Consider the following 22,598-nt stretch of genomic DNA (forward strand, 5'->3'; position numbering starts at 1 on the left):
ATTTTTTCAACCATTCCATTGAACATATTGGGAGATATCGACTTGGAATTCTTCATGTCCAGTGGTCTTGGGAGACTTCTTTAAATATGGTTCATGAAGTTTGCTGACAGAAAAAAACAATATAGGGGAGGATAAGGTAATGCCTCAACGCGAAATTTTAGTTCCTGGCGGTTATGGAAGAGCATTTCAGGTTTCTAAGGGCGAGTTTATAACCGTTACTGACATAGAAGGGAAGCAAGTTGCGGATTTAGTAGCATTTAGCCCAAATAATTTTGATAGGTATTTGTCAACAGCACAGACTAGAATAATGTTAGGCAAGATGCATGTAACAAAGGGAGATTGTTTATATAGCAATTATAAAGAGCCATTGCTGGAAATTATAGAGGATACTGTAGGGGTTCATGATACACTTTATCCATGTTGTGATCGTGAAAGGTATCTATACGGATTCGGTGTAAGCGAACACAGAAACTGCAGGGAAAACTTTGTAGAGGCGTTTGAGGCATATGGGTTAAAATACTCGCATGTTCCAGATCCCTTAAACCTTTTTCAGAACACACCCCTAAACGATGATGGAACATTTGGGGCAATTTTAGAGCCGAAATCTAAGGCTGGGGATTACGTTGTTCTAAAGGCACACGAAGATTTGCTTATCGGTCTTTCTGCGTGTCCAATGGATCTAACACCTCTTAATGGGGGAGAGATTACTGATATAAAAGCACAAATAACAAACGGCTTATAAAGGAGGGGAACAATTACCTGGATGTAGACTACCGATACCTTATTGGCGGAGGCTTGCAATCCATCAAAGGTATTAATAAAACTGTTGAAAAAGCTTATTAGGGTGAAGAAGCTTTTCAAATGCTGTGAAAAGATCTTATATGTCATTTATCCATTAATCCGGTAGAGAGATCTACCGGATTTTGTGATGTGCCCCGCAATCACAAAATCTAAATGGTTTAAATCCACTCAGCATGTTTGCCCTTTAATGTGCTGAAGCCGAACAGAGATCCTTCATCGATAAATGAGTAGGATTGATAGGGTTGTCCTCTGTGAAGGGGTATCTGAAAGGTCTGCTGGTAAAGTCCGGCCCGTAACAAGATGTGATGTGAACCAGAGGTGGCGGAGAAAATAGGTGAATCGCCCATAAATAGGGGAAGCTTATGCGTAAAGCATCCCCTATAGGAAAACGATTGTACCACTTTCCATTAAAAGGGAGCATGTTGAATAAAGCCCCCTTAATTTTTTACAAAAAAGAAGGTCGAACCAAGTTTCGAAGAATCAAAAGAACTGTATAGGCAGCGTTATTGCTGGTTAAGGGAAATACAAAAAGCAACCAAGCAAGATACTGCTATAGTCTGTGTGCCAGACCAGTTGCTTTAACGGGTAGTCGATTAAGTAAAAATACATAAGGTGATATGCGAATAAACAAGGGGATAAATAGATGCCGAGTATTCATCCCCTTTCTCAAAAGTTAAAAAGGCCCTCACTGAGGTTAATTTCGGCCTAACCGCTCTACTAAAGTTTTTCCACTTGGAGCTTTTCCATTTAATTCTGCTTTTTCATCTATGCGAGAAAGGCCGGATTGGACAAAGCGTACGCCCATCCATCTAAATGGCTCAGGCTCCCACTTCTTTGATTTGTGTTGGACCATTGGCAATTTAGTTACTTCGGTCTGTTGCTCTAATAGAAGGTCAGACATAATTCTTCCGCCGAGGTTTGTTGTCGATACACCTTGCCCGGCATATCCCCAAGCACTAGCGACCTTTGTCTTTTTGTTATATAAAAAATTGGGCGTCCAGTCTCTCGTAACACCGACTGGCCCTCCCCAGTCATGCGTAAAACTAATGCCCTTTAAGGAAGGAAACCATGTATAAAGCCTTTCTTTCAAGGCATTATGTGTTTTTTCGTGCCGATCAAAAGCGTTGCTGATCTTTGATTTGTATTGGTAGGGCTGACCTCTTCCTCCAAAAAGAATTCTTCCGTCAGCCGTCCGCTGCAGATAGTCTACCGAGAGGCGTGTAGAGCCTACAGTTTCCCGGCCACCCCATCCAATGGAGCTCCATTGCTCTTCTGTTAATGGCTCAGTAAGCGTAATAAGTGAATACATGGGAATTAGATTGCGTTGATAATTCCGCATTTGTGTCATATAGGCTTCTCCTGCCAAAACGATGGCATGTTTGGCATTGACAGCCCCATTGCGGGTGACGAGTTTAGGAGACTTTCTTCCATTACCCTCAACGACTTTCACGACCTCTGAATTCTCGTAAATCTGCACTCCACGCTGTTCGAGAGTTTCGGCCAATCGCCTTACCAATTTACCAGGATTAAGCACGGCGGAAGTTTTGGATAATAGGCTGCCGGATGCCCCGTTAATTCGAACCCGTTGATCTGTCTGCAACTGGTCAAGCAACTGGAAATGCTCCTCTAGATCCAGCTTTTGATAGGTGGCCATTGCTTTTTCCAATGTAAGAAGATGGTGGTCTCCTCGTGCGATTTGCAGCGATCCGCCTAATGTCCAATCTGCATTGATATTTTCTTTTTCTATAACTCTTTCAATTTCTGTCACAGAGTCAAACATGGACAATTGTATTTGGCGGGCGATATCTTTTCCGTATCTTTTTATACAGGTGGCGGGACTGACCGAGAATTTTGATGAGCACCAGCCGCCATTTCTGCCTGATGCTCCAAAACCAACGCAACCTTTGTCCATAATGACGATTTTGAGTGAAGGATCTTTTTCGAGTAAGTAGTAGGCGGTCCATAACCCTGTGAAGCCTGCTCCCATAATGGCGATGTCTGCGGTTATGGATTCTTTTAACGTCGGACGCTCTTTAATATCGTCTTTTGCTGTATCCAGCCAATAGCTAATGGCGTTTCCGCTATTTTCTTCTTTCATCCATGACACCTTCTTCTATGGAGATGGTTAAATATTTGATGTGGAGGCTTATTGGAGCATCCACTCTTGAAATCTCTGGTTCACTTCTTCAAAGTTTTCAGCCCAGTACTCCTCATTGACTGGAATTTGCTTTTCAGCCATTTCAGGTGATTGGCCAAGTCTTTGTTTGACCTCATCAGGAAGCATTTCAATGGCTTCTTCATTGATTGGGGAGTAATCAATGTTTTCAGCAAAAGCGGCCTGTGGTTCTGCTCTTGTAGCAAAGTTAATAAACTCCATAGCCAACTCTTTATTTTTGCTTCCTTTCGGAATAGACCAGGCTTCACTGTTCAGCAGGGCTTGATTATATTCAATGTCTACAGGAGCCCCATCATTTTTGGCAGCTGTAATACGTCCGCTCCAGGCAGAGGAAGCTGCAACCGTTCCAGAGGATAACATTTCAGCTGGCTGGGCTCCCGCTTCCCACCATATAACGTCTGTTTTGGATTTCAGTTTGTCCAGACTTTTAAAAGCACGGTCGATATCAAGCGGATAGAGGTCTTCCGGCTTAACGCCATCGGCCAAAAGGGCAACTTCTATCGTATCGTATGGACGGTTGCTCAACGCGCGTGCCCCGGGGAATTTATCCGTATCCCAAAACTCTTCCCACGTTTTCGGATGGCTACCGTTAGGGAAAGCTTCTGTATTATATGAGATAGCAGTAGAATACATCTCTGCGCCTACATAAAACTCTCTTGCCATGTTGGGGAATACCCCTTCTTTGCTGACCACGTCATAATCGATTGGTTCAAACATGTCTTGCTCTATTGCCTGTGCAGCCCACATGGATCCCACATTAGCAACATCCCATGACACATTTCCTCCTTCGACCATCGCTTTATATTTGCCATAATCGGTAGGAGTTTCTACTTGAATTTTGACACCGAATTCTTTTTCAAAAGGCTCGAAGATGGAATCTTCCCGAGCTTCGGTGATGGCTCCCCCCCAGTCGGCGATGACTAATGTTTTAGCCTTTTCCTTACCGCCGCTGCTTTTTTCGCTGTTTCCACATGCGGCAATCATAGAAATCACGACTACCATTGCACCTGCCATGAATACTCTTTTTAGCATGAGACCACTCCTGTCTTATATTTTTTGTTCCTTGCAACCTCTGCATTTAAGGCAATATAGCCTTGCAGAAGGTATATGACAACGATGCTTACGTTGAAGGTGGGTGAGATAGCAGCAATCGTTGGTTCAACCTGTGTACGGAGACCTCTCACATTTTAACGCAAGATTTTGATGTTGATTCTGCCTAGAATACGGTTATGAGCAATTCATTGATAAAATAGAAAGGCAAACAATGCTCTTTTATAAAGATAAGTGTCATTTTGTCAATAGTATTCTAAATATTATAAAAAGTAAATGTATAAATTTAAAGAGGAGTCCTATTAAATATATAGGCATCTTAAATAAATAATAATTTATTTAGTTAATTGTGGAATGTATCCTTCAATTATTCTATTGCTTGGAGAGAATCTAGCACGTCATTAATTAGTATATTCATGCATGAAATTATAAAAGGTTAAACCCAAACAAATATGGCGACAAGGAGTAATGGCTTCATATCCACTAGGTAAAAAGGGCGGGTCTTGGCACGCTGCCATTTAATAGAGAGAAAATTTAAGAAGGGAGAAGACAATAGGATAAAACGATTAAACAATCTTTAAAGTTAATGAATTCCTTGAACTGCAACAATAATATCCAATATAAGAAAAAGCAATATCCAGAGAACTTTTAATAGGTTTAAAGAAAAGAAAGGACCTGAGCGGTCCTTATTCACCCTCTTCAAGGAGGGGAACTTTCAATCATCGGGAAATTAACGGTCTATTTAACTTAAGTGTACAAATTATCAATGCTTGAAAAGTATCTATAAGCCTTTACGGAAAACTCTAACGCTAAGCGATTTGGAGAGGACAAGAAGTCCTTGCCTAAAAGATCTTGGAGCTTGTTGATTCTATGATAAAGTGTTTGGCGAACGACAAATAGTTTCTGTGAAGATTCCTTGTAAGAGCCATTATGATCAAGAAATACTTCTAATGTAGTTAAAAGCTCTAGCCTGGCCTTAGGCTCTAACTGCAGAATTCTTCCTAAATGAGATTGGATAAAGGATTCTAATTGTTGTCTGTTTTGAAGTTGAAACAGTATTTCATAGATCCCGATATCTTCGTAAAATAAATCACTGGCAATATTAGATTGCCGTAATTCAATGACACGCTTAGCTTCTATATACGATTGAGATATTTCTGATACACTGTTATAGTTCTTACCGATTCCCACATAGTATTCATTATTTAATAATTTTTGGAGTTCCTCGTCTTCAGTAATGAGCTTCAAAGCTTTTTCATACTTTGCTTTATTATCGGAAGCTTTATTCCTTGAAATCATGAAAGAAATGATACTGATTTCATTTTCTCTAACTGAAATTAATGGAAACAAGTTATATCTCTTAAAGATTCCCCTGATTGTTAAAGTGATTCTTAGCTTCGTTTCATTCCATTCATGCCAGATTTCGTCATTTATTTCGTTCATAATGAAAACAATCACTCTGAAAAAAGAACTTTTATATGAGAAAGGCAATAATGAATCAAGTCTATTATAATCATGAAAACGGTCATGCAAAAAACCTTGAACCACTTCGACCTCGGTATATTGCTTTCTTTCCTCTGCCATTTCGTTTCTTAAGGTAATTTGTGAAACCGCTAAACCTGCATGGTCCAAAACGGTGTGTAAAAAATCCGAGCTTCCTTCTTGGGTTAATTGTAGAAATAAATAACCTGGTGTTCGGCTAGTATTTTCAACCTTTGAGCAAATGAAATTATTGTCTTCAATTTGAATGTAATGATCTTTCAAGCCGTGTTCATGAATGTAATCAATCATTTTTCTCTCAATACTTTTTGCATGAGGAGGATAGTAAACAGATGAACTTCCTGGCTGAATATAAAAAGCAGGCGTCTTAAAATAATTATGTAATTCTTCAAGAATTTTCAATATGCCATTGGGTAACAGTGATAGAGCATTAAATTTCTTTGAGAGTGTATACAGGCTATTTAATATTTGGTAATGATTATTAACCATTAATCTGTGTATGTCCTGGGTGATATCAACGAATTTTACTATGTTAGGGAAGGTGATGATTGGTGTGTTTTTTTCATTTGACAACTTTATGATCTCGGGAGAAATATCTCTAAATTTGTTTCCCAGTTCAATGCATATGGCGGCCACATTTTTTTTTATCAGCTGTTCGATAAATGAAATATTTGCATAAGGTTCGGAATCTAGCCCAATTCCAGTTGTTAAAATTAACTCCCCGCCATTAAGGTAGTTAATAAACTTCTCGCTTTCTATAATGTGTGTCCACTTTACCGCATTATTTAATCCCATCTTTCCGGAAATGACTTTTACATTTTTAAATGAATCCCTTTTCAAAATATCATTCACAGTAAATTCAAGATGATTATTCAACTGAATTGATCCCTCCGGTTAAAAATAAACAAATAACTTTTAACATATTGTTAAAAAGAATTATTAGAATTATATGTATAATTGTACACAATCCCATAATTTATTGTCAAAGTGTCGAGAGGAGGGCTAGGATGGAGTGCAACTCGTATTGGGCAGCCTCTTTTAGACAAACACAAAAGAGAGCTGAACTAAGCGGTGAGAAACATACGGATGTAGCCATTATAGGAGCAGGTTTTACCGGCCTTTCATCATCCTATTTTTTACAAAAAAGCGGTTATCAAACGATTGTGCTTGACCAAGGACCTGTTGGAGGAGGGGCCAGCGGCAGAAATGGAAGTTTAATGTTGGTTGGATATAAGCACAGTCTTGTAAATATTGCTAACCGGTTTGGTGTAGAAACAGCAAAAGAAATGTTACAAATCTCATTGGATGGGATTGAGCTGGTGAAAAGTATTACTCAGGAACACAATATTGAGTGTGAACTTGAGAACAATGGAAGTTTTTATGCAGCTTTTAAGCCCGCTCATTTTGAGAATTTAAAAAGAGAACAAGAATTTATGACAGAAAAATTGAATTACGAAAATACTGTTGTTGAGGCAAACGACATAAAGCAAGAATTAGATACAAATCTATATCATGGAGGTCTTGTGGATCCGAATAGTTATCACTTTCACCCACTTAAATATGCTGTAGGTTTAGGTGAATTAGTAGAAAGTGTAGGAGGAGCCATCTATGAAAATTCAAAAGTAATCTCAATAGACAAAAAGAATCAAATGTTTTACTTAACCACTCCTAATGGAAAAGTTGTGGCCAAGGAATTAGTTATCGCTACAAATGGGTATACGACTTCGATTACAAAACAACTAGCTAGGTCTATCATACCGATGAATAGCAATATGATTGCCACCGAGCCATTGGATGAAACAATTGCCAAAAAGCTGATACCTAAAAAACGTGGGGCTTTTGATACTAAAAATTTACTATATTACTTTAGGTTATCTTCTGATAACCGTTTGTTATTTGGCAGCAGGATAGCGGGCCCTCAAAACGACATTTTATATGAAAAGCTAAGACAGGGTATGCTCAACGTATTTCCCCAGCTAAAGGAAAGTAAAATTGATTATAAATGGGGCGGGAAGTTGGCAGTAACAAGAAGTATGTTCCCACATGTAGGAAAAATGGAAGATGGCGCACACTTTGCATTGGGATACAGCGGGCATGGCGTTTCACTCTCAACATTAATGGGGCAGATCATTGCTGAAAATATAGCTGCTTCAGATAGAGAAAAATGTAGTTTGGAGAAATTGCCGCTTAAAGAAATACCATTCCTTAATCAAAGGGGACTAATTTTAAATTTGGCAACAAATTACTTTAGATTAAAAGATTTAATATCATAACAAGAAAAACAGGAGGTAACATGAATGACTGAAGAACTTAAAATAAGAAAGTTGTACACTGTGATGGATGAGGTGCTGAGTGAAGGAGACCTTACTTTGGAAACTCCTATTAAAAGGGCTGTAGCTATTGCTGTAATTAAGAACCCTTTTGCCAACAGTTATCAAGATGATTTAAGTACACTATCAAACTATGGAGAACCCTTAGGAGAACTGCTTTCAGCCAATGCTTTAAAGGGATTAGGCATCAGCGATGGCTCCGAAGTTGAAAGTTATGGAAAAGCAGTTATCGTGGGGTTAAAAGGTGAAATAGAACATGGACATGCGATTATCCATCCGAAGATTGGTGCTCCATTTAGAAATGCCATAGGAGGAGCGGACAAAGCGCGAGCGGTTATCCCTTCAACTGGAAAAATAGGAGGGCCAGGGACATCGATTGACGTGCCGGTTCACTATAAGGACTCCGAGTGGGTCGTGACTCATGCTGATACGATTACTGTAATGGTCCCAGATGCGCCTTACGAGGATGAAATTCTTGTCGCTTTGGCGATTACAACTGGCGGACGGCCGAATGCTAGAATACCAGGATTGCAAAAAGAAGCAGTGCTGTAAAAAAATAGCGATTATAAACAGTCTTTTCTACAAAATAGGATTGACTGTTTTTTCTTTAAAATAATTACCAGAAGCAAAAGGAGGGGGAATAGTAAAAATTTATTGAAATTAACATTTATTTATAATATTATGTATACACGAAAGTAATACAGCGAAAAACACATCCTTTGTTCATTTTTTTAAAAGTTAAACAAAAAAATGTAAGCGTTTTACTATAAGGGCTGTGCATTTTAAATTTCAAATAAATCTTAAAGTCTTTTAAATATTAAGGGAGGTCAAACCTAATGGAAAGCAATTTAAAGGTGGAAAATGTCACGAAGTATTATAAGAAATTCAAAGCGGTCGACAATGCGAACCTAACTGTAGAACAAGGCGAATTTTTTACAATCCTGGGCCCCAGCGGCTCGGGCAAGACAACCCTATTAAAATTAATAGCCGGTTTTGAGGAAATCAGTTCAGGGACCATTATGCTAAGGAATGAAAACATCTCATCTAAGAAGCCTTATGAACGAAATATCGGAATGGTGTTTCAAAACTATGCCCTCTTTCCACACATGACAGTCGCCGAAAATATTGCTTATCCACTGAAACGCCGTAAAGTAAAAAAACAGGAAGTAAAACAAAAGGTGGAAGAAGTACTGAAAATTGTTCATTTAGAACAGTACGCCAATCATTATCCAAACCAAATGAGTGGAGGCCAGCAACAGCGAGTGGCCTTGGCCCGAGCGATTGTTTTTAGTCCGCCGCTTCTTCTGCTGGATGAGCCGTTAAGTGCATTGGATAAAAACTTGCGCCAGCGTATGCAGATTGAAATTAAGAGTATCCAGGAAAATCTGGGTATCACCACCATTTCCGTTACCCATGACCAGGAAGAAGCATTGACAATGTCCGATCGAATTTGTGTCATGAACAATGGAGGAATTGAACAGATTGATACACCTGAAAACTTATACAAATATCCTAAAAATAGATTTGTTGCCGAGTTCATCGGTGAAATTAACTTATTGAAAGCGGTATTGATAAAAGAGGAATCAGGCTATGCCAATTTCCAACTGTCAAATGGTCAAGTGGTGATAAACCAAACAAGGGGCCAGACCCTCGATACAAAATCCTACTTGATTGCTTTGAGACCAGAGAACATTCAACTTGCGGAAGCAGGAAAAGATTTGAAGAACAAACTTCAAGCCAAAGTGGAATCCGTCATATATGTCGGGGAGGCATTGATTGTCCTTGCGCGGACGAAAGAGGGAGAAGAGTTGAAAATAAAAGTTCCATCATTATTATCGCATGCCATTTTGCCGGGCGAAGAATTGGCCATTGGCTGGAATCCGCAAGATGCAACCATTTTAAAAGATGAATCGGCTGCCGCCGAGAGCGCTCTATTACAAGTGGCATCTTCTTCAAACTAATAAATATATAACAAAGGATGTGATGTGAATGATTGAGGCTAAGCAAGAAAAGCAACCAATGTCCGTTTATAGTGTTCCAACGCCAGGTATTTTTACAAGAATTCCAGGTTTGAAATGGCTGCTTGTTGTTATACCGATCGTGTATGTTTTTACCTTGCTGCTTTATCCAATGATTGGCTTATTTAAGCTTGGGGTAACTAACAGCGACGGATTTACTCTTGAATATATAAAACACATTTTTTTGAACAAAGTATATTTGGATGTCATTTTGATTACTCTAAAAATCTCGTTTATGGTAACAGTTATTACTTTACTGATTTCCTATCCAATTGCTTATTTATTAATAAGGATTCAATCCAATACATGGAAAAGTATCATTATTGCTTTAGCCATGATTCCTTTTTGGATTAGCCTCCTTGTCCGTACATTTTCCTGGATTGTGATGCTCCAAGACCGTGGAGCCATTAACCAGGCGCTGATGGCGTTAGGAATCATTGATGAACCTATTAAACTATTGTATACGACTACAGGAGTAGTCATCGGAATGGTGCACGTCTTATATCCATTCATGTTTTTTAGCCTTTTTTCTGTAATGAAAGGGATTGACCAACGATTACATCAGGCGGCTGAAGGGCTGGGGGCTCGTCCGCTGACAGCATTTTTACAGATTAATTTACCATTGTCGTTGCCGGGAATATTGGCAGGATCGCTTCTCGTTTTCGTCATGAGCCTTGGATTTTTTGTTACACCGGCTTTACTTGGAGGATCCGGTGAAATGATGATATCCATGGTTATTGAGAACTACATTAACAAAACCTTGAATTGGCACCTGGCATCGGCATTATCACTAGTATTGTTTGTTGTCACCGTTCTTATTTTAGGCTTGGCTTTCCTTGCTTTGCGGAATCACGCTGTATTAAAGGATGTGACGTAATTATGTGGTTAAAAACCATTGTTGCTCTTATACTTAGCGCTTTAACTGCACCGATTCTAATTATTTTTGTTATGTCTTTTACCTCTGTATCCTATTTTCAATTTCCGCCACCCGGATTTTCCGTCAAGTGGTATGAAGCATTTTTTAGTGACGCATCATGGATGGAAAGTCTGTTCCGAAGCCTGCAGATTTCTTTTTTTACTATGATTTTAGCAATAGTCATTGGAACTATTGCGGCTAATGCTGTCATGCGATTGGACTTTCCAGGCAAACAGTTTTTTATGGCGCTTATGGTTGCCCCCATGATTATTCCTGTTATTATCCTCGGTATTGCACTTTATCGTTTTTTTGCTCCGTTGCAGATGACGGGTACTATAACAGGAATGGTTCTTTCACATTCCATTTTGTCTATACCGATTGTGTTTGTCACTGTCTTGGCGAGTTTGAAAGGGATGGACCGAAACTTGGAGCTAGCAGCGATGGGACTTGGATCCACACCTATTGAAGCATTTTTCAAAATAACCGTGCCATTTATTCGGCCGGCCCTATTTTCAAGTGCTCTGTTTGCTTTTCTAATATCGTTTGATGAATTGGTGGTCACTATTTTCTTGGCAGGACCAACAACCAAAACATTGCCTGTTAAGATGTGGGAAGATCTTCGAACCCAGGTGAATCCAACTATTGCAGCCATTTCATCTATTTTGATTATTAGTATAGTTACTATTTATATTCTTCAGGTATGGTTGTCAGAGCGGGCGACCAAAGCAAAAGCCCAATAGGGATAAAATAGAGATATAAATACTGGGAGTGAATTGATTGTTTAAAAAAGTAGTTTTGGCAGGAATTCTATCAACCTTAGCTATATTTACCGCTGCTTGTGGAAGTAGCGGAACGGAAAGCTCTGGAACAGAGGGTGGCAAGAAGGAGACACTGGTCGTTGTTGACTGGGGCGGGGCTGTAACAGAAGCAAGAAAAGATACCATTTTTAAACCGTTTGAAGAAAAGTTTGATGTAAAAATAGAAGTTGAGTCGCCTACCGATTATGGAAAATTTAAGGCAATGGTTGAAGGCGGAAATGTAAATTGGGACGTGGTAAACGTTGATACATTTTGGGGAGAGCAGGCAGGAAAACAGGGACTTGTTGAGCCGATTGATTACGAGGTTGTCGATAAAGAAGACATCCTCACAGAAATGGCCAATGAATATTCTGTCGGAGCTGAAATGTATTCATCTGTGATCGCCTACAGCACAGATGCCTTCTCAGAAGACAACCATCCTAAAACGTGGGAGGATTTTTGGAATGTAGATAAATTTCCAGGGGCTAGAGGGCTTTACAACTCAGCTTATGAAACTCTGGAAATTGCCTTGCTTGCAGATGGTGTAAAACCTGAAGACCTTTATCCTCTGGATGTCGATCGGGCATTTGAGAGCCTGGACAAATTGGCAGCCAAAACAGAAATAGTATGGTGGGATGCAGGAGCGCAGCCTGTTGAACTTCTTTCCACTGGAACCGTAACGATTTCCACGGCTTGGAATGGCCGAATTACAGAAGCCAAGAAAGATAACGCACCTGTAGATCTTCATTATAACCAGGCTACTTTGGCAAGTGAATCCTGGGCGGTTCCAAAAGGGAGCAAAAACAAAGACTTGGCAATGGAGTTCATCAATTTTGCCACTACCGCGGAGGTTCAGGCAGCTTTCTCCGAGACCATAGACTATTCGCCGGTAAACCAGAAAGCGATTGAATTATTGCCAACAGAAGTCCAGGAAAGGCTTGGCCAGTCTCCGGAATTAGCAAAAACTCAAGTAATTATGGACCCTGTATATTGGGCTGAACACTATGATGAAATCAGCGAAAGACTGCAGGAATGGCACCTTAAACAGTAATGGGCGGTTGTATAGAATCTCTTAGTCTGAACTCGTCTAGTTAAAGGGAGGTCAGGCTAACAGCTACATGTAGGGGGGATTTTTATGGATGCAGACGTGGGTGTAATTGGTTTGGGATCTATGGGCAGCATGGCTTTATGGCAGATTGCTAAGAAGGGTGTCTCTGTTATAGGGTTTGAGCAATTTGGAATTGGGCATGACTACTCTGCCGCAGGCGGTGAGTCCAGGATTTTTCGGACCGCATACGGAGAAGGAGCGGAATATGTACCCATCTTGAAGGAAGCCTATAGGCTGTGGAGAGAACTGGAACAGGAATCAGGAAACACTCTGCTCCATTTAACTGGTGCCTTGATGATAGGAGAACCCGACACTCCATTTATGTCTAATGTATTAAATAGTATTCAAACATTTGATTTAGAACATGAAATACTTAATGAAGAGCAATGGAAAAGGCGATACCCGCAACACCGTCTTCTTCCTGGCGAGATGATGATATTAGATAAGCTGGCAGGAGGGCTACGGCCCGAACTGGCGGTAGTATCTGCAGTTAAACGGGCAGAAGAGTTGGGAGCAAAGGTTTATAGCCATTGCCGAGTGGAGAGCATTAGTAATTCAGGAAGTACAGTAAAGGTCTTAGCAAACGGAAAGGAATATCAATTTGGAAAAGTGGTGATTGCTACAGGCCCGTGGACAGGTGTCTTCTTGTCAAATGACAAACGTCAGGTTCACGCTAAGAGATTAGTCATGGGGTGGTTCGCAGCCAAGGATATTAAGAGGTTTCAGCGAAATAACTTTCCCGTTTACATAAGAGAATCGGGAGAAGATAAATTTTATGGCACACCGACATTTGAGGGAAGTATGGTGAAAGCAGCTGTATACCATGATTTTGGCGCTGTTGACCATCCTGATGAGCTAGAGCGTAAAATGATGCCGGATGATCTCGGAATTTTGCGTGAAACTGTACAAAAATACCTGCCGGACCTTTATCCCGAGCCTGTCAGGATAGGCGTTTATATGGATGGTTTTACTGCGGATGAGCATGCTTTTGTTGGCAGTATTGATGAAGAAGACCGTGTGGTTCTTCTGGGAGGGTTTTCAGGGCATGGCTTTAAGATGGCATCCGCTATGGGGAAAATCGCTGCAGACTTATCGCAGGATGGGAAAACGGAATTTCAATTAGGCCATCTTTCCCCAAAAAGGTTTCTTAAAAAGAATCCTGTGTAAAGGTGAGTAAGAGTAAAAAAGAACCTATGGGCAACAAAGTTCATTATTTTTGTACTGAATAGGCAAGAGAAATGTCTGAGGAGCTTTAGCCCTGTTCTATGGGTTAAAGCTCTTTAATCAAGAAGCAGTCTGATCATTTGGACGGATGTTTACTCTAAAAGCGGGAGGAATTGGATTGGGTAAAAAATTATCATTAGAAGACTATGTTTATATTGAGTTAAAAAGAGCTATATTCAATAGGCAAATTCCGTTAAATACACAGCTAAATGAGGAGTTGCTATCAGAGGCCTTTAACGTTAGCAGGACACCCATTCGTTCAGTATTAAAAAGAATGCAGCACGAAAAAATTATCCAAATCATTCCCCGCAAAGGAGCATATATTAATCAGCCAACCTTTCAAGAAATAGAAAACGTCTTTCAATTAAGAATCCTTATAGAAAAAGAAGCTATTAAGATTGCATGCAGTGAAGCAACGGATAAGCAGTTGAATGCTTTAATAGAATTGACTTACGAGGAGGAAGAATTATTTAGAAGCGGTGAGTATGCGGATGGATTAAGGGTTACTTCAGAGTTTCATCAGAGTTTGATAAAACTTACAAAAAATGATTTAATGATCGAGTATAGCCAGGAATTAATCAATATAACGAATATTTATTTGGTTTTTCATGAAACCGCAAAAAAAGAGAGTCCTCGTTCTCCAGAAGAGCATAGAGAGATTGTTAGAGCGATTCAAATGAGAAATGAAAAAGAAGCGCTGAGATTGTTCGATCAGCATATTAAAAGTATCAAAGATAATCTTAATAGAAATAAAAGCGAAAATACCGTTGAATTTGATAAAATATTCAAGCCATACAGTAAACAACCATAGGCACTTGGATTGTTGAGCCTGTGCACGGGAATAATGAGCAAAATAAGGGGGGCCTCTTCATTTGAAGGTATCCTTGCAGACTGCCAATAACCCCTTTAAAAATGTGGTTATCTCCGTTTAACGTTCATCCTTTGATTTCCACATGCAGTAAAGAGGCATTGGCTATAGTAAATATTAAATTTATAAAAACCCCTGCATTTGCAGTAGCATTAAAGTTAGTCTAGTGTCTGTTTAAACGTTCTCCTAGAGTATTGCCTTTTGGAGGAATGTCCTTTGCTTCTGCTCTTTTATCGACTTTTTCAAGGCTGGATTGTACAAATCGTGCGCCGATCCAACGTAATGGCTCGGGTTCCCATTTCCTCGAGGTATGCTGGACCATTGGTAATTCCGTAAGGGGATTTCTCTTTTCATTAATAAGTTGGCTTAATATCCTTCCGGCCAGATTTGTGGTTGAAACCCCTTGCCCGCCATAGCCCCATGCACCGGCAATTTTTGTTTGTGTGTCGTATACAAAATTTGGTGTCCAATCGCGCGTAATCCCCAGCGGCCCTCCCCAGGAATGAGTGAATTTAATATTTGAAAGAGACGGAAACCATTTTTTCACCATCTCTTGTAACATGTCATGAGTCGGTTTGTAGAAGTCAAATTCATCTTTTATTTTGGAAGCATAACGATAAGGCTGACCCCTTCCACCAAAAAGAATTCTTCCATCCGCTGTCTTTTGTAAATAATCTACAGAAAGACGAGTAGATCCTACTGTCTCACGTCCTTCCCATCCTATTGATTGCCACTGTTCCTCAGTCAAAGGTTCCGTTAATGTAATTAATGAATACACAGGGATTAACTGACGGCGAAAATTTGAGATTTGGCTTAAATATGCTTCTCCGGCTAAAACTACTGCCACATTTGCCTTCACCGTTCCATTTGCTGTAACAAGTTCGGGTGATTTCCCCATGCTCCCTTTTTTAACTTGCAGTACTTCGGTCTGCTCAAAGATGTTTACTCCGCGATCCTCTAAAATTTTTGCTAAATGTCTTACGAGCTTTCCCGGATTTAAGACAGCTGAATTTTTAGTGAATACACTCCCTTTGGCTCCGGCAATACGAATTCGCTTCTCAGTTTCATCTTTATTTAAATACTCTAATTCGCTTTTTAACCCCAGATTTTCATATAAAGAAATTGTTTCTTCGAGTGCAGGGAGCCCATAATTGCCCAATGCAATTCCCAACGAGCCCCCTTTTTCCCAGTCGGCATCTATATTTTCTTTTAGAATAATATGCTCTACCTCCGAAACAGTATCTGACATAGCTTGGAACAACTCGCGCGTCTTATCCTTGCCATATCGTTCGATTGCAACGGCTGGGCTGATAGAAAGCTTGGGAGAACACCATCCACCATTTCGTCCGGATGCCCCGAAGCCAGATATCTCTTTTTCTAAGATAGTGATGGATAGTGATGGATTATTGTCCAATAAATAATATGCAGTCCACAGTCCGGTAAATCCAGCCCCAAGTATGGCCACGTCTGTTTTAATGGAGTCATTAAGCGAGGGACGAGGTGATAATCGCTCTTCACATGTCTCCAACCAATAACTTTTTGAATGATAATAGGGGGTTTTAGCATTCTCGTTCATAGGAACACCTCCATTAAATTTTAAAGTTCAATCAATAAAGTTATGAATCTAATTCTGTATCTCATGTGATGCTAGTTTTTCTTTGTATACATAAAATAAAAAATACAATGAATACACAAACCATTTTAAAGCGCTTTCACAAAAGTTGTCAATAATTTTAAAATTTTAAATCAAATCCTGTAAATCTTACAGTATCAACCCTTTTGACTTTAAATTTTCCAGTGTCAGTTCGCTCAACACTTCAAAATAAACACATGGAGGTTAATCGGAATATTGACATGAAGTATACCTTGTTGTTATTATGTAACCGTATACATGCTGAATATTCAAAAATATAAAAAGGAGAATTAAGGGAGGGAGTCTATGAAAGCCGCTGTGTTTTATGGACCAGGTATTCCGATAACGGTAGAAGATGTAGATATACGACCACCCGGACCTGGAGAAGTGCTTGTTAAAATCCATTATAGTGGAATATGTCACAGTGATTATCGTGTTTTGACAGGGGATTGGGAATATCCGATGCCGAAGGTCCTAGGACATGAAGGGGCAGGTACGATAGAAAAAATTGGGGCAAATGTGACAGATTTAAAAGTTGGAGACCACGTTATTTTATCCTGGATTCCAAGCTGTAAAAAATGTTACCACTGTGTTTCGGGAAGGCCCAATTTGTGTGAATCGTACAAAACTAAAATAGAGTCGCATATCTCGCTAAATGGCAAACCTGTTTATCCAGAGTTCCGAGTAGGATCTTTTGCTGAATATGCAGTTGTTCCGGAATCCGGAGCGATTAAAATACGCGACGATATGCCGCTGGATAAGGCCTGCCTAATTGGATGCAGTGTCATGACTGGGGTAGGATCGGTGATTAATACTGCAAAAGTGGAACCTGGTTCTTCTGTTCTTGTTGTCGGTTGTGGAGGTGTTGGACTTTCGATCGTTCAAGGGGCGGCCCTAACTTCTGCAGGCAAAATAATCGTTGCTGACCTAAATGAAGATAAGCTTGAGAAAGCGATTGAATTTGGAGCAACACACGCCATTCATTCAGGAAGACATGACTTGTTAACAGAAGTAATGAGAATAACTGATAATGTGGGCGTGGATTATGCTTTTGAAGCCATAGGCCATGTTAAAACAATTGAATTGGCATATGAGACGATTAGGACAGGCGGCACAGCGGTAATTGTTGGTCAGGCAGCTTCTGGACAGACGGTATCTATTGATCCGTTTGAAATGTCGGACCGCGAAAAAAAGTTAATTGGATGCAATTATGGTTCGGCAAGGCCAGAAATAGACTTCTCCAGGTTAGTTGACTTATACATGATGAGAAAATTGGATGTAGATTCAATGATCTCCCATGTCATTAGTTTGGGAGACATAAATGAAGCTTTTGAGAGAATGGGAAAGGGTGAAGGACTGCGCACAATTATTAAAATAGTGTGAAACTATAACTGGTAATCTATTAAAATCATAAAAAACATTTGCCGCTTTTAAAAAAAGTGATGTAGAAAAAGGTGAAAAAAATGACAATACAAACGAAAAGGCAATACAAAATTTATATCAACGGAGAATGGACGGAAAGTATAGAAGGCCAATACGGTAATGTAGTAAACCCCGCTACAGAAGAAATAATCGCGGACATCCCCCTATGTGGGGAGGGTGATGTAGATAAGGCAGTAGAGGCTGCAGGAAATGCATTTAAAACATGGAAGGATACAACTCCTAAAGAGAGAAGTTTAGTGCTATTAAAATTAGCAGAAGCAGTCGAAGAAAATATCGACCGCTTTGCTCTTTTAGAGTCAAAGAATGTTGGCAAACCCGTTGATGTCGCAAAAAGTGATGTAAATGGCTTTATTGATATTCTTCGCTTTTATTCAGGTGCAGCAAGGAACCTTCAGGGATTAAGCACAGGGGAATACCTTGAAAACCACACAAGCATGATTAGACGGGAGCCTGTTGGTGTAGTAGCTTCGATTACACCATGGAATTATCCGCTTGCCATGGCTGGGTGGAAGATTGGCCCCGCGCTTGCAGCAGGTAATACAGTAGTCTTGAAACCTTCTGAGCTCACGCCGTTAACAACCCTTTTATTAGCAGAAATAAGTGATGGGATTTTACCTCCTGGCGTATTGAACGTTGTTACGGGTTACGGTGAAATTGTTGGAGCTGCCTTATCCAAACATAAGAAGGTTCAAATGATCTCCCTGACAGGGAGTGTGCGGGCAGGTATGGCAGTTGCTCGTGAAGCAGCTCAAACGTTAAAGAAGGTACACTTGGAGCTTGGCGGTAAAGCCCCGGTTCTCATTTTTGATGATGCGGATATTTCAAAAGCAGCAGCTGGAATCAAAACTGGAGCCTTCTATAACAGCGGCCAAGATTGCACAGCAGCTACACGCTTGTATGTTTCGGAAAAAATATACGATCAATTTATTGATGAGCTTGTTTCATCCGTCCAGAACATTAATGTAGGAGACCCTATGGAACCAGGGGTGGAGATGGGGCCGCTAGTATCCAAAGCGCACCGCGAAAGGGTCCATGGATTTGTTGAACGTGCAAAGAAAAATCTTAATGTCCAAGTATTAACAGGGGGCGAAGAACTCAATCAACGGGGCTTTTATTATAAACCGACAGTGATTACGGGGGTTAAGCAGTCAGATGAAATTGTTCAGGAAGAAGTATTTGGTCCCATAATTACAGTGATACCATTCTCAAATGATGAAGAAGCAATCGAAAAGGCTAACGATTGTAAATATGGATTAGCAGCATCAGTTTGGACAAGCAGCATTGACCGGGCTATGAACATGACCAAACAATTGGACTTTGGAGCGGTATGGACAAATACCCATTTATCCATCGTTAGCGAAATGCCGCATGGAGGCTCAAAATTCTCAGGATACGGAAACGATCAATCCATATATTCCCTTGAAGAATATACAAATATTAAACATGCTATGATTAAATTTCAGTAATTGGATAAGGAATAATCTTAAACTTCCTTGTAATGAGGCTTAAATATCCATCGGCTGGGCATCAGCAAATAAGTCCGTTTGCAATATAGCCTTAACCGATGGACTTATTTTATGATCAATTAATTCATCTTTAAAATGGACGATGTGTTAATGTATATAGGCTGTTTTTTAACTATTTGTATAACTTTTCCCTTATCAACGAATGTTATAATGCAGATAAATTTATCTGAAAATATATTCTATTTAAAAAGTAGGGGGGTTAATTAACCTAATAGAGAAAAAGTAAGGTATATAATTCAGAGTGATCAAAAGTGTTTTCGCAAAATGCCTAATAACGAGATACAGAAATCTCATTAGAAAATTAAAGTGAAGGGGAGAATTCTATGCTTAGAAAAGGTTCCATTATTGGTTTATTCTTAATTATAGCATTAGTTTTATCAGCCTGCGCCGGTGGAGCAAGTGAATCTGGTGGAAAAAAGTCTTCAAATGACACCCTTGTTGTTGTTGACTGGGGAGGAGCTATTACCGAGGCAAGGAAGAAATCCATTTTTGAGCCTTTTGAAAAAGAGTTTGGCGTTAAAATCCAAGTCGAATCCCCGACAGACTATGGAAAGTTTAAAGCAATGGTTGAAGGTGGAAATGTAACATGGGATGTTGTAAATGTAGGTAACTTGTGGGGAGCACAAGCAATTGACCAAGACCTCTTTGAACCGATTGACTATGACATAGTCAATAAAGAAAATGTAAAAACTGAATTAGCAAAGGAATTCTATGTAGGAGCAGAAATGTATTCAACTGCTATTTCATACAGCACTGAACAGTTTTCAGAGAATGACCATCCTACAACGTGGGCAGACTTTTGGGATGTTGAAAAATACCCTGGTGCACGCGGGTTATGGAAAATGCCATATGAAGCCATGGAGGTAGCACTGCTGGCTGATGGTGTAAAACCGGAAGAACTGTATCCGCTTGATATAGACCGGGCCTTTAAGAGTCTTGAAAAATTAAAGGCAAAAACCGAGATTGTTTGGTGGGATGCGGGAGCACAGCCTGTTGAATTACTGTCCAGTGGTACTGTCACAGTCTCTACCGCGTGGAATGGAAGAATAACTACTGCAAAGAATGATGGGGCACCAGTGGACATTGAATATAATCAAGCTTTATTGAACAGTGAATCTTGGTCGGTGCCAAAAGGGGCTAAAAATAAGGAATTAGCCATGGAATTTATTAATTTTGCAACAAAGGCGGAGGTCCAGGCAGAGTTTTCTAAGTCCATTGATTACTCTCCTGTTAATGAAAAGGCGATTGAACTATTACCTGAAGATGTAAAAAATCGACTGGGCCAATCACCAGAACTTGCGGAAAAGCAAGTCTTAGTGAACGAAGAGTTTTGGGCTGAAAATTTTGATGAAGTCAATGAGAGATTTCAGGAGTGGCTGTTAAAACAATAACAATCTTGTTATTGAGGGAGACACCTAAAGTATTGAAAGGGAGTGGGAGGTTTCCCATTGATTGACTGTACTAATAAAGTTTAGGTATAGCTGATTGCATGAATCTGTTGTGCTTGATCGGAGACATAACTCCTCCATGGGATAGGATTGTCAAATGTTGACACTGGAAATAAACTGTTTAGGCCAGGTGTTTTAAGTCAATTAGAGAAAAGGTTTTTTGATAAGTTAAAAAGTAAGAGGCTAAATAAGGACATGATTGTTCCTTATTTAGCCTCTTTTTTTGTCCATGTGCTCTACCAGTATTCGATGAATATCTATTAAGTTACAGAGGATGCAATGCAAATACCAGATTAGACCACCAATAAACAGAAGAATTTAATAAAGTAAACATAGGTCATTATTTTTATTAGAAGTTCAAGAAGGTCTGCGTAAAACCTATATTTAAAATATCGTTCTTCAGAGATGATCTCTTTTAACACATAATCCACAAGGGACTTACTTTTATACAGTTTTTAACAGAGAAATATCCTAAAGTGGCTACTATTCCAGGTGCTTGAAAGGCTTCCCCAGGTCTCTGTTACCACCCCTTTGAGATGTCAGTGAATGTATGACACATCAAGATTTTAGGAAAATCCCAAAACGGATCTACCACTTGTTTCGTCCCCTCTGATCACCTTTAGATTAAGCAAACAGATTATTATACGACAAACAAATTGCAATTGTCAATCGTAAATTTGCAATAATTTAGATTATATGATACTCTATAGTTAGAACAGTTTTGAAACAGTATTTGATAACCGTGCACAATTTCTTTTGGATAGAATTTGAGTACGGTTTTTTTATGTGAAAACTTATTTTCGTTTTATTTGGTCAAAATGTTGATTGAAAGTGGAATAATAGGTATCAAAATAAATACCTAAATATTTTAAATAGGAGAGTGGGTTAGTGAATTTAATTAATAAAGAAGTAACTCATAAAGTCTTTGGTGAAGGAAATATCGTGGATCATAATGGAGCTGTCATCACCATTGATTTTAATGAGGATATAAAAAAATTCGTTTACCCTGATGCTTTTGGAAAATTTATCACACTAAATGACCGGAATGTTGCAAAATCTTTGAAGAAAATCCTTTTGAAAAGGGAAATGGAAGAAGAAGCACTTGAGAGGAAACGTAAAGAAGAAAAAGAGCGGCAGGTGCTTGAACAGCAGCGTAGGGAAAAGCTGAAGAACCATAGAATTCATGAAAGCTCACAAATTGTTTTCTGGCTGGACGAAGAAGAGCAGCAGAATGTATTTACCGACTGGCAAGTATTTACTGGCCAGGTTCAAAGCGGAAAAAATAAGGGTCAGCTAAACAGAGCAGCTCGTTTGCGTCCGAACAGCGCAGGTCTTCTGACTGCTAGAAAATCGGATCAACCAGAAACAGAAAGACAGATCCTCGGCCTCTATATGGTAAGTGAAACGTTTTCCGGCGATCTTAGCGATGATGGAATCGTCCCGGCCCATCCGGAATTTAGAATTGAGCTCACGGACCAAGAAGCAGAGAAAATGCTTTTCTGGAATTATTATTCCAATAAGAACTATCCTCATCGAACCACATGGAATACTGGTAAATATCGTTATTATGATAATGTTTGGACCGCTCAAATCCTAAAAGACATCATTGCATTAAAAACGGATGAAGAGGAAATCAAAGAAGCTAAAAACTTTCTGGAATACTTCTGCCAGATGAATGTCCTTGACATGGATAACATCCCAGAGGCGAACGGAGCTTTAAAGCAATAATAATCAGATGACATATAGGGCCAATTCACATG

Annotated in this window: 17 protein-coding genes; 13 read left to right on the forward strand and 4 right to left on the reverse strand. The window is 39.6% G+C overall.

Annotated features, from left to right (window positions below):
* Positions 1-139: 139 nt before the first annotated feature.
* Complete coding sequence (locus D4T97_RS02005; protein ID WP_126047143.1) at positions 140-742, forward strand: DUF1989 domain-containing protein; 603 nt, start codon at positions 140-142, stop codon at positions 740-742.
* Between the two features lie 753 nt (positions 743-1,495).
* On the opposite strand, the gene D4T97_RS02010 is transcribed toward D4T97_RS02005, so the two are convergent.
* The 3 genes from D4T97_RS02010 to D4T97_RS02020 all read right to left on the reverse strand — a co-directional run bounded on the left by D4T97_RS02010 (position 1,496) and on the right by D4T97_RS02020 (position 6,403).
* Complete coding sequence (locus D4T97_RS02010) at positions 1,496-2,899, reverse strand: NAD(P)/FAD-dependent oxidoreductase (RefSeq protein WP_126047145.1); 1,404 nt, start codon at positions 2,897-2,899, stop codon at positions 1,496-1,498.
* Positions 2,900-2,947: 48 nt separating this feature from the next.
* Entirely contained in the window at positions 2,948-4,009 is a 1,062-nt protein-coding gene (locus D4T97_RS02015; protein ID WP_126047147.1) for a polyamine ABC transporter substrate-binding protein, read from the reverse strand.
* 765 nt (positions 4,010-4,774) lie between these two features.
* Complete coding sequence (locus D4T97_RS02020; RefSeq protein WP_126047149.1) at positions 4,775-6,403, reverse strand: PucR family transcriptional regulator; 1,629 nt, start codon at positions 6,401-6,403, stop codon at positions 4,775-4,777.
* A gap of 131 nt (positions 6,404-6,534) precedes the next feature.
* On the opposite strand from D4T97_RS02020, the gene D4T97_RS02025 reads away from it, so the two are divergent.
* From D4T97_RS02025 to D4T97_RS02060, 8 genes are all read left to right on the forward strand, one after another.
* On the forward strand, positions 6,535-7,800 hold the full coding sequence (locus D4T97_RS02025) for an NAD(P)/FAD-dependent oxidoreductase (protein WP_126047151.1): 1,266 nt from the start codon (positions 6,535-6,537) through the stop codon (positions 7,798-7,800).
* A 24-nt stretch (positions 7,801-7,824) separates the two neighbouring features.
* The gene (locus tag D4T97_RS02030; RefSeq protein WP_126047153.1) at positions 7,825-8,409 is read left to right on the forward strand and encodes an amino acid synthesis family protein; all 585 of its coding nucleotides are present in this window, start codon (positions 7,825-7,827) and stop codon (positions 8,407-8,409) included.
* Between the two features lie 284 nt (positions 8,410-8,693).
* Positions 8,694-9,818: an ABC transporter ATP-binding protein gene (locus tag D4T97_RS02035; RefSeq protein ID WP_126047155.1), complete on the forward strand. Its 1,125-nt coding sequence runs from the start codon at positions 8,694-8,696 to the stop codon at positions 9,816-9,818.
* A gap of 28 nt (positions 9,819-9,846) precedes the next feature.
* Complete coding sequence (locus D4T97_RS02040) at positions 9,847-10,752, forward strand: ABC transporter permease (RefSeq protein ID WP_126047157.1); 906 nt, start codon at positions 9,847-9,849, stop codon at positions 10,750-10,752.
* Positions 10,753-10,754: 2 nt separating this feature from the next.
* Complete coding sequence (locus D4T97_RS02045) at positions 10,755-11,531, forward strand: ABC transporter permease (RefSeq protein ID WP_126047159.1); 777 nt, start codon at positions 10,755-10,757, stop codon at positions 11,529-11,531.
* Between the two features lie 37 nt (positions 11,532-11,568).
* Positions 11,569-12,639, forward strand: a complete 1,071-nt coding sequence (locus D4T97_RS02050; protein ID WP_126047161.1) for an ABC transporter substrate-binding protein — start codon at positions 11,569-11,571, stop codon at positions 12,637-12,639.
* A gap of 84 nt (positions 12,640-12,723) precedes the next feature.
* Positions 12,724-13,863, forward strand: coding sequence for an N-methyl-L-tryptophan oxidase (gene solA, locus D4T97_RS02055; RefSeq protein ID WP_126047163.1), 1,140 nt, complete (start codon positions 12,724-12,726; stop codon positions 13,861-13,863).
* Between the two features lie 175 nt (positions 13,864-14,038).
* Positions 14,039-14,731 carry a GntR family transcriptional regulator gene (locus D4T97_RS02060; protein ID WP_164525438.1) on the forward strand — a complete coding sequence of 231 codons (693 nt, stop codon included), beginning with the start codon at positions 14,039-14,041 and terminating at the stop codon, positions 14,729-14,731.
* 220 nt (positions 14,732-14,951) lie between these two features.
* Here D4T97_RS02060 and D4T97_RS02065 read toward each other — a convergent pair whose 3' ends face one another.
* Positions 14,952-16,364 (reverse strand): NAD(P)/FAD-dependent oxidoreductase, encoded by a 1,413-nt coding sequence (locus D4T97_RS02065; protein WP_126047167.1) that lies wholly within the window; start codon positions 16,362-16,364, stop codon positions 14,952-14,954.
* Between the two features lie 363 nt (positions 16,365-16,727).
* Here D4T97_RS02065 and D4T97_RS02070 point away from each other — a divergent pair, with 363 nt between their 5' ends.
* The 4 genes from D4T97_RS02070 (at position 16,728) to D4T97_RS02085 (ending at position 22,566) form a co-directional block, all read left to right on the forward strand.
* Positions 16,728-17,804, forward strand: a complete 1,077-nt coding sequence (locus D4T97_RS02070) for a Zn-dependent alcohol dehydrogenase (protein ID WP_126047169.1) — start codon at positions 16,728-16,730, stop codon at positions 17,802-17,804.
* Between the two features lie 80 nt (positions 17,805-17,884).
* Entirely contained in the window at positions 17,885-19,330 is a 1,446-nt protein-coding gene (locus tag D4T97_RS02075) for a gamma-aminobutyraldehyde dehydrogenase (RefSeq protein ID WP_126048024.1), read from the forward strand.
* 383 nt (positions 19,331-19,713) lie between these two features.
* Positions 19,714-20,781 carry an ABC transporter substrate-binding protein gene (locus D4T97_RS02080; protein ID WP_126047171.1) on the forward strand — a complete coding sequence of 356 codons (1,068 nt, stop codon included), beginning with the start codon at positions 19,714-19,716 and terminating at the stop codon, positions 20,779-20,781.
* Between the two features lie 945 nt (positions 20,782-21,726).
* Entirely contained in the window at positions 21,727-22,566 is an 840-nt protein-coding gene (locus D4T97_RS02085) for a malate synthase (protein ID WP_126047173.1), read from the forward strand.
* Positions 22,567-22,598: the final 32 nt, after the last annotated feature.

The organism is Siminovitchia acidinfaciens, assembly GCF_003605385.1.
Classification (GTDB): domain Bacteria; phylum Bacillota; class Bacilli; order Bacillales; family Bacillaceae_C; genus Siminovitchia; species Siminovitchia acidinfaciens.

Excerpts from the sequence above, each read along its gene's own strand:
- D4T97_RS02035 (WP_126047155.1), top strand. The coding sequence starts at position 8,694 with ATGGAAAGCAATTTAAAGGTGGAAAATGTCACGAAGTATTATAAGAAA.
- D4T97_RS02015 (WP_126047147.1), bottom strand. The coding sequence starts at position 4,009 with ATGCTAAAAAGAGTATTCATGGCAGGTGCAATGGTAGTCGTGATTTCT.
- D4T97_RS02065 (WP_126047167.1), bottom strand. The coding sequence starts at position 16,364 with ATGAACGAGAATGCTAAAACCCCCTATTATCATTCAAAAAGTTATTGG.
- D4T97_RS02070 (WP_126047169.1), top strand. The coding sequence starts at position 16,728 with ATGAAAGCCGCTGTGTTTTATGGACCAGGTATTCCGATAACGGTAGAA.
- D4T97_RS02045 (WP_126047159.1), top strand. The coding sequence starts at position 10,755 with ATGTGGTTAAAAACCATTGTTGCTCTTATACTTAGCGCTTTAACTGCA.
- solA (WP_126047163.1), top strand. The coding sequence starts at position 12,724 with ATGGATGCAGACGTGGGTGTAATTGGTTTGGGATCTATGGGCAGCATG.
- D4T97_RS02025 (WP_126047151.1), top strand. The coding sequence starts at position 6,535 with ATGGAGTGCAACTCGTATTGGGCAGCCTCTTTTAGACAAACACAAAAG.
- D4T97_RS02030 (WP_126047153.1), top strand. The coding sequence starts at position 7,825 with ATGACTGAAGAACTTAAAATAAGAAAGTTGTACACTGTGATGGATGAG.
- D4T97_RS02005 (WP_126047143.1), top strand. The coding sequence starts at position 140 with ATGCCTCAACGCGAAATTTTAGTTCCTGGCGGTTATGGAAGAGCATTT.
- D4T97_RS02010 (WP_126047145.1), bottom strand. The coding sequence starts at position 2,899 with ATGAAAGAAGAAAATAGCGGAAACGCCATTAGCTATTGGCTGGATACA.
- D4T97_RS02040 (WP_126047157.1), top strand. The coding sequence starts at position 9,847 with ATGATTGAGGCTAAGCAAGAAAAGCAACCAATGTCCGTTTATAGTGTT.
- D4T97_RS02075 (WP_126048024.1), top strand. The coding sequence starts at position 17,885 with ATGACAATACAAACGAAAAGGCAATACAAAATTTATATCAACGGAGAA.
- D4T97_RS02080 (WP_126047171.1), top strand. The coding sequence starts at position 19,714 with ATGCTTAGAAAAGGTTCCATTATTGGTTTATTCTTAATTATAGCATTA.